The 9558-nt window shown below is 70.1% G+C and carries 11 protein-coding genes; 3 read left to right on the top strand and 8 right to left on the bottom strand.

Features of this window, described 5'->3' with window-relative positions; translation table 11 throughout:
• Nucleotides 1–55: 55 nt before the first annotated feature.
• The 8 genes from BHU15_RS01045 to BHU15_RS01010 all read right to left on the bottom strand — a co-directional run bounded on the left by BHU15_RS01045 (nt 56) and on the right by BHU15_RS01010 (nt 5657).
• Nucleotides 56–466, bottom strand: coding sequence for a cytidine deaminase family protein (locus BHU15_RS01045; RefSeq protein WP_069625421.1), 411 nt, complete (start codon nt 464–466; stop codon nt 56–58).
• Nucleotides 467–567: 101 nt separating this feature from the next.
• Nucleotides 568–1017 (bottom strand): SRPBCC family protein, encoded by a 450-nt coding sequence (locus BHU15_RS01040; protein WP_069625420.1) that lies wholly within the window; start codon nt 1015–1017, stop codon nt 568–570.
• Nucleotides 1014–1382 carry an ArsR/SmtB family transcription factor gene (locus tag BHU15_RS01035; protein WP_255292993.1) on the bottom strand — a complete coding sequence of 123 codons (369 nt, stop codon included), beginning with the start codon at nt 1380–1382 and terminating at the stop codon, nt 1014–1016. Before BHU15_RS01035 ends, BHU15_RS01040 begins: the two co-directional genes overlap by 4 nt.
• A gap of 51 nt (nt 1383–1433) precedes the next feature.
• Nucleotides 1434–1910, bottom strand: coding sequence for a VOC family protein (locus tag BHU15_RS01030; RefSeq protein ID WP_069625418.1), 477 nt, complete (start codon nt 1908–1910; stop codon nt 1434–1436).
• A gap of 156 nt (nt 1911–2066) precedes the next feature.
• The gene (locus BHU15_RS01025) at nt 2067–2984 is read right to left on the bottom strand and encodes a carbohydrate ABC transporter permease (protein WP_255292992.1); all 918 of its coding nucleotides are present in this window, start codon (nt 2982–2984) and stop codon (nt 2067–2069) included.
• Nucleotides 2981–3856, bottom strand: coding sequence for a carbohydrate ABC transporter permease (locus BHU15_RS01020; RefSeq protein WP_069625417.1), 876 nt, complete (start codon nt 3854–3856; stop codon nt 2981–2983). The genes BHU15_RS01025 and BHU15_RS01020 overlap by 4 nt, the downstream gene beginning before the upstream one ends.
• Nucleotides 3846–5189 (bottom strand): ABC transporter substrate-binding protein, encoded by a 1344-nt coding sequence (locus tag BHU15_RS01015; protein WP_069625416.1) that lies wholly within the window; start codon nt 5187–5189, stop codon nt 3846–3848. The genes BHU15_RS01020 and BHU15_RS01015 overlap by 11 nt, the downstream gene beginning before the upstream one ends.
• 48 nt (nt 5190–5237) lie before the next feature.
• Complete coding sequence (locus BHU15_RS01010) at nt 5238–5657, bottom strand: TOBE domain-containing protein (RefSeq protein ID WP_069625415.1); 420 nt, start codon at nt 5655–5657, stop codon at nt 5238–5240.
• Nucleotides 5658–5855: 198 nt separating this feature from the next.
• Here BHU15_RS01010 and efeO point away from each other — a divergent pair, with 198 nt between their 5' ends.
• The 3 genes from efeO to efeU all read left to right on the top strand — a co-directional run bounded on the left by efeO (nt 5856) and on the right by efeU (nt 9238).
• Nucleotides 5856–7007: an iron uptake system protein EfeO gene (efeO, locus tag BHU15_RS01005; protein ID WP_069625414.1), complete on the top strand. Its 1152-nt coding sequence runs from the start codon at nt 5856–5858 to the stop codon at nt 7005–7007.
• A gap of 10 nt (nt 7008–7017) precedes the next feature.
• Nucleotides 7018–8301: an iron uptake transporter deferrochelatase/peroxidase subunit gene (gene efeB, locus BHU15_RS01000; RefSeq protein WP_069625413.1), complete on the top strand. Its 1284-nt coding sequence runs from the start codon at nt 7018–7020 to the stop codon at nt 8299–8301.
• A 64-nt stretch (nt 8302–8365) separates the two neighbouring features.
• Nucleotides 8366–9238 (top strand): iron uptake transporter permease EfeU, encoded by an 873-nt coding sequence (efeU, locus tag BHU15_RS00995; RefSeq protein WP_023543385.1) that lies wholly within the window; start codon nt 8366–8368, stop codon nt 9236–9238.
• The last annotated feature ends 320 nt before the right edge of the window (nt 9239–9558 follow it).

Below are 9558 nucleotides of genomic sequence, written 5' to 3'. Positions count from 1 at the left end.
GGCCGGGCCGGGGCGAGTCGCTCGCATGCGACTCGCCCCGGCCCGGCCGTCGCGGTCAGTCGAGCGGCTGGGGCCACTCGTTGGCGGGCAGCAGCTCACGCAGAGAGGCCGAGGCGGTGCGTCCGAGCACCACCTCGGCGTCGATGTTGGCGTGGTCGATCTGCCGGACGAACTCCCTGCACCGGCCGCACGGCGGCAGCACGTGCAGGGCGCCTTCCTCGTTCCGCCACACGGCGACGATCTTGACGATCCGGTACTCGCGCGCCGTCACCATGGCGGCGATGGCCGCGTGCTCGGCGCAGAATCCCGTACCGCAGCCGGTGTCGATGCAGACACCGGAGTAGAGCGTTCCCGAGTCGGTGACAAGGGTGGCCGCCACGTCGCCGAAAAGACGGTCGCCCACGTGGTGCGGGTGGAGCACCGCCTGTGCGGTGTCGATCAGTTCGCTGTTCGAGGGAGTCTTCACGCGACGGAACGCTACGTCGTCCCACCCGTGCCCGTCGTCCCGGTTTCGGGTCACCGGACGACGTACGGCCGGGGTACGGCTCCGGTCCGGTCAGGTCCCGCTCAAGTCCCGCTCAGGTACGCGTCCAGCGCGCCGAGCCACTCGCCGGTGCCTTGCTCACGCCACTCCGGCTTCTCGTATCCGTCGAGGAAGCTGCCCTGCTCGGTGAGGGTCAGCCGGGTGCCGGCGCCGTCGGGCGCGAACTCCACCGTGGTGAGGGAGGCGGTCCACAGCGCCTCACCGCCGTGCATGGTGGAGCTGTAGACGATCCGCCCCTCCGGGACGATGTCGTGGTACACCGACGCGAAGGTCATGACGGTGCCGTCCGGGGCCGTACCCCGGTTGATCTCCCGGCCGCCGACCGTGAAGTCCAGCTCGTGCGCGTTCTCCGGGCCCGCGAACCAGCCGCCCTTCGCCTCCGGGTCGGACCAGGCGGCGAACACACGGTCCGGCGGCGCGGTGTAGGCGCGTTCGATGGTGAACGTCGCGTGGGTGACGGTGTGGTCGGTCATGAGGTGCTCCCTTGCTCTGCTGATCCTTGCCCCGACGGGCCTCGCTCTTCCGACAGGTGCTCGCCGAGCCGGTCCAGACGGTGCTCCCACTCGGTGCGCTGCCGCCCGATCCAGCCCTCGGCCGTCCGCAGCCCGGCGGGCTCGATGTGGCAGGTGCGCACCCGGCCGGCCTTCTCGGACCGGACCAGGCCGCACGCTTCGAGTACCTGGAGGTGCTGCATCACGGCGGGCAGCGACATCTCCAGGGGCTGCGCGAGCTTGCTGACCGAGAGCGGGCCACGGATCAACCGTTCGACCATGTCCCGCCGGGTCGGGTCCGCCAGCGCCTGGAACACCGCGTCCAACGAGCCTTCATAGTTAGGCACGTACTTAACTATCGCAGCAGGGGCATCAACAGTCAAGTAACCGCTTAAGTATCAGGCGGTGCCGTCGGCCGCGGCGCGCAGAGCGGCCAGATCGAGCTTCTTCATGCCGAGCATGGCCTTCATCGCCCGCTGCCCACGTGCCTGGTCGGGATCGTTCAGCATCTCCTGCATGCCGCCCGGCACGACCTGCCAGGACAGCCCGTACTTGTCCTTCAGCCAGCCGCAGGGGCCCTCCTCGCCGCCGTCGGAGAGCTTGTCCCAGTAGTAGTCGACCTCCTCCTGGTCGGCGCACCCGATCATGAACGAGATGGCCTCGTCGAAGGTGAACTGCGGGCCGCCGTTGATCCCGATGAAGGTCTGGCCGTCCAGCTCGAACTCGACCGTCAGCACCGTGCCGGCCGGTCCGGGACCCGCCTCGCCGTAGTGGGTGATGCCGGTGATCCGGGAGTTCGGAAAGATCCCGATGTAGAACTCGGCGGCCGGCTCGGCCTGCCCGTCGAACCAGAGATTGGGGGTGATCTTCGGCATGGCTGTCTCCCGGTGTCGTGGCGGTGTCGTGGCGCGGTGTCGTCGCGGCCCGCTGCCGCTTCTTTCTCTTCTCTTCCTCTTCTGACTGTCCCACCGGCCGAAACTCATCGCAGAAGTAGCCGCCGAGGCGGCGGCCGGCTGGGCGCCGGCCGCCCCTCAGCCCTTCATCGCTCCCTGGAGCAGCCCGGTCACGAAGCTGCGCTGGAACAGCAAGTAGACGATCATGATCGGCAGCATCACGATGACCGTTCCGGCCGCCAGCGTCGGTACGTCGGTGTTGTTCTGGCCCACGAAGAAGCCGAGGCCCGCCGGGGCCGTACGCAGGGTCGCGTCCTGGATCAGCACCAGGACCAGCAGGAACTGGTTCCAGGACCACATGAAGACGAGCACCCCGAGCGTCATGAGCGACGGCCGGGCCAGCGGCAGCAGCACGCGCAGCAGGATCGTGCCCGACGAGGCCCCGTCGATACGCGCGGCCTCCACCAGCGACGGCGGCGTGGCGCGGAAGTGGGTCCGCATCCAGAACACGCTGAACGGCATGAACAGCGCGATCTCCACCAGGATGACGCCGAGGTAGGTGTTGGTGAGCCCCACCGCGCGCAGGTCGAAGTAGAGCGGCACCACGATCAGCTCGACCGGGATGGTGAGGCCGGCGATGAAGAACGCCGCCACCGCGTTGCCGCCGGGCAGTCTCATCGTGCCGAGCGCGTATCCGGCCAGGGTCGCGAGAACCAGCGACGCGGGTACGACTCCGAGTGCGACGACCAGGCTGGAGCGGATCAGGTCCGAGAAGCCGGCCACGGTCCAGGCCCGCCGGTAGTTGGCGAGGTTCCACTCGACCGGCCACGCGAGTCCGGTGACCGGCTCGCCCGCGGGTCGCAGGGAGGCGAGGAAGACGCTCAGGAAGGGGACGACGACGGCGATCGCCATGACGGTCAGGAGCGCGTACCCGGACCAACGCTCGGCCCGAGAAGCCCTGTTCACGGTGGTCTTGGTGGTGACGCCGGTCGTGACGGACTCAACGGCCCCGGTGGTCACGTCCGTTGTGGCCTTCAGGTCGTTCACCGCTTTCATGTCTCCGACCTCGAAAGCCGGTTGACCACATACACGAGCCCCAGAATCAGACAGCTCAGCACCACACCCAGCGCCGACGCGAGTCCCACGTCGCCGTCCGAGAACGCCAGCCGGTAGACCAGCAGGCCGGGCACGGTCGTCTGTTCGCCGGGGCCGCCGTTGGTCGTGACGTACACGATGTCGAAGCTGGCGAGCGCGGCCACCATCGTCACGGTCAGCGCGATGGCCAGTTCACCGCGCAGCTGCGGCAGTGTGACGGACACGAACTCCCGTACCGGGCCCGCGCCGTCGAGCCGCGCCGCCTCGTAGAGGCTCGGGTCGACCTTGTGGACCCCGCTGAGGAAGAGCATCGTGCACAGCCCGCTCAGCACCCAGGTGCCGACGAGCCCGACCGCGATCAGCGCGGTGTCGAAGTCGCCGAGCCACGCGCGGGTGATCCCGTCCAGCCCGACGGCGCGAAGGGCCTCGTTGACCAGGCCGTCGTCCCCGTACAGCCAGCGCCAGGTCACGCCCACGGCGACGAGCGGCACGATCTGCGGAAGCATGAACAGCAGGCGGTACACCCCCATGCCCGGCCGCCGGTACCGGGACAGCAGGGCGGTCGTCAGCAGACCGGTCAGGATGGGGACGAAGGAGAAGAAGACCACCAGCGCGAGCGCGTTGACCAGGGACCGCAGCAGTACGGGGTTCCGGAAGACCTCGCGGTAGTTGTCGAGCCCCACCCAGCTGCCGAGGGTGACGCCGTCCCAGTCGAACAGCGACAGGTACGCGGTGTGGAGCGCGGGAAGGACGGCGAAGACCACGTAGACGGCGAGGGCCGGCAGTACGTACAGGTAGCCGCGCATCGCGCCGCGCCGGTGGCTACTTTCCATGGTGCGCCTCCCAGACGTCCTGGATCTCGGCCAGGAACTCCGCCGGTCCGACGCGGGCGGCGATGAGCCGCTGCACGCCGGAGCGGAGCCGGTCGAGCATGGACGGCGCGGTGAAGTCGGGGAACTGGTTGGTGCCGTCGTCGGCGACCACCCGCCGGTGTGCCGCCGCCACTTCACCGAGTACGCCTTTCTGCTCGGGCACGGCGTCCGTGTCCGGGTCCGGTGGGAGGAATCCGTTGGCCGCGACGATCGATGCGGCCTCGGGCGACGCGAGGAAGTCGAGGAACGCCCCCGCCGCCTCCGGGTGCCGGGTACGCGAGGAGACGGAGTACGCGACGCTGAAGCCGGACGCCACGGACCGCGCCGACGCGTCGGGACCGGGCATGGGGAAGAAGCCGACGTTCTCCCCCATGGCGCCCACGAGTTGGCCCGCCGCCCAGTTCCCGTTGACCAGGAAGACGCTCTCGCCGCGGGTGAAGCGCGCGGTGGAATCGACCTGCGCCGTGCCGTTGGCCGACGGGTCGAAGTAGCCCTTCGCCGCCCATGCGGCCACCAACTCGGCCGCTTTCAGGGCGCCTTCGGTCTCGATCGTCGCTCCGTCCCGTCCGTCCACCCAGGCCCGGTACGTCTCCGGCGGCGTCAGCACGTTGACCAGCGCCGCCCACAGATGCAGACCGCCGGAGTCCAGCGCGCCGATGCTCAGGGGTGTCAGCCCGGCCCGCTTCGCCGCCGCGAGCCGGGTCTCGAACTCCGCGAGCGTGCGCGGCGGCCGGCTGATGCCCGCCGTGGCGGCCAGTTCCCTGTTGACGTACAGCCCGGTCATGGACAGGCCCACCGGTACCCCGTACAGCGATTCGCCGCGGCCCGCGGTGAGCTGCGCCAGGCTCGAAGCGGGGAACGCGTCGCGCCAGCCGTACGCGTCCCGGTAGGGCGCCAGGTCGAGGATGTCGCCGCGCTGCGCGAGTGCGTCCATGCCGATGGCGTACTGCGCGATGTCGGGCGCGGTGTCCGAGGTCATCGTGAGCTTGAGGCTCTTCACATAGTCCGCGAACTGCGTGTACTGCGGCCGTACGTCGATCCGCGGGTGCTTCTCCTCGAAGGCGGCGGCGAGCGCGTCGACCATCTCGGGCGCGTCCGCGAAGTTCAGCCGGAGCGTGACGTCCCCGTCGGGTACGGCGGTGGACGAGGGTACGGCTCTGGGCCGGCCGTTGTTCGCGTCGTAACCGCTGCCCGGGGTGAGGGCGCCGCAGGCGGCGAGCAGGACGGCGAGGCAGAGGACGCGGGTGGAGGCGACGGCGCGTCGGCGCACCGTGCCTCGGTCGGTGGCCGCCATGGGCGCCTCTCGGGTGGGGGCCGGGTGGTGCGGGCGCGACGGCACGGCTCAGCCGACCGCGAGGGAGATCTCCGTCGACTTGATCAGCGCGGTGACCCCGGTGCCGGGGGTGAGCCCCAGCTCCTCCACGGCCTCCCTGGTGATCACGGCGGTCAGCTCGGCGTCGTCCACGGCCACCTTGACGTTCGCCAGGCTGGGGCCGAGGACGATCTCCATCAGGGTGCCGGCCAGCCGGTTGCGGATGCTCAGGCCGTCGACCGGCCCGGTGGCCAGGGAGACCTCGGTCGCCTTGGCCAGCACCCGCACCGCGGCGCCCTCCTCGATGCCCAGCTCCTGGACGGCCTCCGCGGTGATGGCGGCGGTGACGTCCTGCCCGCCCGACAGATGGACCCGAACCGTGGCCATGACGTCCCCGGGCGTGACGGTGGTGACGGTGCCGGGGAGCTGGTTGCGAATGCTCAGGTGCATGGGGGGTTCGGCCTCTCGCTGGTGGGGGCGGGGAGCGGACGGGAGTGAGGCCATTCAAAAGGATGAGCAAAGGCCAGCCACCCATTGACGCCAGTATCTGAGAATTTGGCCTGATTTCGAACAAGTAAGGGCCAGCTAACTTAGGCTCGCCTCATTTCGAGGCCGCGACGCACACTGCCCTCAGCCGCTGGAGCCCTCATGCGCCCCTCCCGTCTCTCCTTGGTCACCGCCCTCGCGGCGGTCGCCGCCCTCACCACCGTCACGGCGTGCGCCGAGAAGAGCGACGCCGGCGGCGACGGGGCGATAGAGGTCATCGCCACCGACACTTCCTGCGAGGTGTCGAAGAAGGAGTTCCCGGCCGGCCATCTTCAACTGGCGGTGGAGAACAAGGGCTCGAAGGTCACCGAGGTCTACGTCCTGTTCCCCGACGACCGGATCGTCACCGAGCGCGAGAACATCGGCGCGGGCACCAAGGCGAACATCACCGCGGAGATCAAGGCGGGCGACTACGAGATCGCCTGCAAGCCGGGCATGCGGGGCAAGGGCATCCGGCAGCAGGTCAAGGCCACCGGCGGCGGCAAGACCGTTCAGCGTGACCCCGCGCTGGACGCCGCCGTCGCCGCGTACCGCCAGTACACGCTGGAGCAGGCGGAGGAGACCCTGCCGAAGGCGAAGGTGTTCGCGCAGGCCGTGAAGGCCGGTGACATCGAGGCCGCCAAGCGGGCGTACGCGGACTCCCGCATCGGCTGGGAGCGCACCGAGCCGGTGGCCGAGTCCTTCGGCGACATCGACCCGAAGGTCGACCTGCGCGCGGACGGCCTCGAAGAGGGCCAGGACCCCGAGACGGACTGGACCGGCTGGCACCGCCTGGAGAAGTCGCTGTGGGAGGACAAGAAGATCACCCCGCGCGACAAGGAACTCGCCGATCTGCTGATCACGGATCTGACCGTCTGGCAGAAGAAGGTCGGTACGGCGGAGATCACCCCGACGTCCATGGCGAACGGCGCCAAGGAACTGCTGGACGAGGTCGCCACCGGCAAGGTCACCGGCGAGGAGGAGCGGTACAGCCACACCGACCTGGTCGACTTCAAGGCCAACGTCGAGGGCGCCGAGAAGTCGTACACGCTGCTGAAGCCGGTGGCGTCGAAGAACGACGCCGCGCTGACCGGCGAACTGGACACTCAGTTCGCCGCGTTGAACACGCTGCTCGACAAGTACCGTGCGGACAAGACGAGTTACGTCTTCACGTCGTACGACAAGGTCGGCAAGGCGGAGCGCAAGGAGCTGTCCGACGCGGTGAACGCGCTGGCCGAGCCGCTGTCGAAGCTCGCCGCCGCGGTCGTGAAGTAGCGCCGCGGGCATGGGAGACACGACTCACTCCGACGAGCCGGCGGACACGACCGGTGGAACCCGCGCGCCGTCCAGGCGTTCGGTGATCGGCTGGGGCGGTGCGGGGCTCGCGCTCGGCGCCGCCGTGGCCGGCGGTACGGCCGTGGCGCTGCGCGGCCCGGACGGGACCGAGTCCGCCGGGTCGGCTGGCGCGGCCGTCCCGTTCCACGGCGCGCACCAGGCCGGGATCGCCACCGCCGTCCCCGACCGGCTGCACTTCGCGGCCTTCGACGTGACCGCCAAGGACCGGGCCGGGCTGATCCAGCTCCTCAAGGACTGGACGGCGGCTGCCGCGTTGATGACCGAGGGGCGCGCCGTCGGTGAGGGGGCGTTCGGCGGACTGCCGGAGGCGCCGCCGGACGACACGGGTGAGGCGGTCGGCCTGAGGCCGTCGCGGCTGACGCTGACCATCGGCTTCGGGCCGTCCCTGTTCACGGCGGAGGGCGACCGCTTCGGGCTGGCGGGCCGCAGGCCCGATGCCCTGGTGGACCTGCCGAAGTTCCCCGGCGACAACCTCGACCCTGCGCGCAGCGGCGGTGACCTGTGTGTGCAGGCGTGCGCCGACGATCCGCAGGTCGCGGTGCACGCCATCCGTAACCTGGCCCGGATCGGCTTCGGCCGGATCGCGATCCGCTGGTCGCAGCTCGGCTTCGGCAAGACGTCGTCCACGACGCCCGACGCGCAGACGCCGCGCAATCTCTTCGGCTTCAAGGACGGCACCCGCAATGTCGCGGGCACCGACACGGCGGCGCTCGACCGGCACGTGTGGGTGTCCCCCGGTGCTGGGCCCGACTGGATGGCCGGCGGCTCCTATCTCGTGGCCCGCCGGATCGCGATGCGGATCGAGACCTGGGACCGTACCTCCCTGAAGGAGCAGGAGGACGTCTTCGGGCGGGACAAGGGCGAGGGCGCGGCGGTCGGCAAGGCCAAGGAGCACGACGAGCCGTTCCTCAAGTCGATGCTGCCGACGTCACACGTACGGCTCGCGCACCCCGATTCCAACGGCGGGGCGCGGATGCTGCGGCGCGGCTACTCCTACACCGACGGTACGGACGGGCTCGGCCGCCTCGACGCGGGGCTGTTCTTCCTCGCGTACCAGCACGACGTGCGGGAGGCGTTCATTCCCGTACAGCGCGCTCTGTCGCGGGCGGACGCGCTCAACGAGTACATCCAGCACGTGGGTTCGGCGGTCTTCGCCGTACCGCCGGGCGTCCGGGACAAGGACGACTGGTGGGGACGGGAGCTGTTCTCATGACCCGCACTCCCATGACCCGCACTCGCGTGACCTGCACAGTGACATCGGCGGAAGGACGGCCGGCATGTTCGGCAACTATCTGATCGGCCTGCGCGAGGGGCTGGAGGCCAGTCTGGTCGTCTGCATCCTCGTCGCGTATCTGGTCAAGACCGACCGCCGCGAGGCGCTGCGGCCGGTGTGGCTCGGCATCGGTATCGCCGTCGCCGTCTCGCTGGCCTTCGGCGCCGCGCTCGAATTCGGCTCCCAGGAGCTGACGTTCGAGGCCCAGGAACTGCTCGGCGGGTCGCTGTCGATCATCGCGGTCGGCCTGGTGACCTGGATGATCTTCTGGATGCGGCGTACGGCGCGGCATCTCAAGGGTGAGCTGCACGGCAAGCTCGACGCGGCGCTGCGGATGGGTACGGGCGCGCTGGTCGCGACCGCGCTGCTGGCCGTGGGCCGGGAGGGGCTGGAGACGGCGCTGTTCGTGTGGGCGTCGGTGCGGGCCGGCGGCGAGGGCCGGTCGGGGCCGCTGATCGGGGTGCTGCTGGGGATCGCCACGGCGCTGGTGCTGGGCTGGCTGTTCTACCGGGGCGCGCTGAGGATCAACCTGGCGAGGTTCTTCAAGTGGACCGGCTCGATGCTGGTGGTCGTGGCGGCGGGCGTTCTCGCGTACGGCGTGCACGATCTTCAGGAGGCGCGCTTCCTCGGCGGACTGCAGGACAAGGCGTTCGACATCACCAGCACGATCCCGCCGGACAGTTGGTACGGCACGCTGCTGAAGGGCGTGTTCAACTTCCAGCCCGATCCGACCGTCGTGCAGGTGTGGGTGTGGGCGCTGTATCTGATTCCGACGATGCTCTTCTTCCTCGCGCCGCAGCGCGGGAAGGCGACCGGGCGGCCCGCGCCCGCGGCGCCCCCGAAGGCCGGACCGGAGCCGGCCCCGAAGGCGCCGTAGCCCGACCCGGGGGCGACGGAGGGGTCAGATCGCCGTCGCCGCCGCCCCCACCGCTGCCGCCGCTGTGGCTGTTGCGCATCGGCTCGGAGTGCACGTCCTTGATGTGGACGACCGGACCGAGCCGGACACCGGCGGCCTCCTCGTCCAGGTCCGCCTTCTCGCGCAGCTCGATCACGAACGAGGCGGTGCACTCGTCGCCGCGTAACTTGCGCTCGTCGCCGCAGGTCCAGAGGGACTTCGTGTGGATCAGGCCGGATCAGCCCGACGCCCCTTCACCGGTCCCCGGGGACCGGTGAAGGGGCGTCGGGCTGATCCGGCCT

It is taken from the genome of Streptomyces niveus (assembly GCF_001723055.1).
Classification (GTDB): domain Bacteria; phylum Actinomycetota; class Actinomycetes; order Streptomycetales; family Streptomycetaceae; genus Streptomyces; species Streptomyces niveus.
This window is presented reverse-complemented; position numbering and strand designations above follow the sequence as displayed.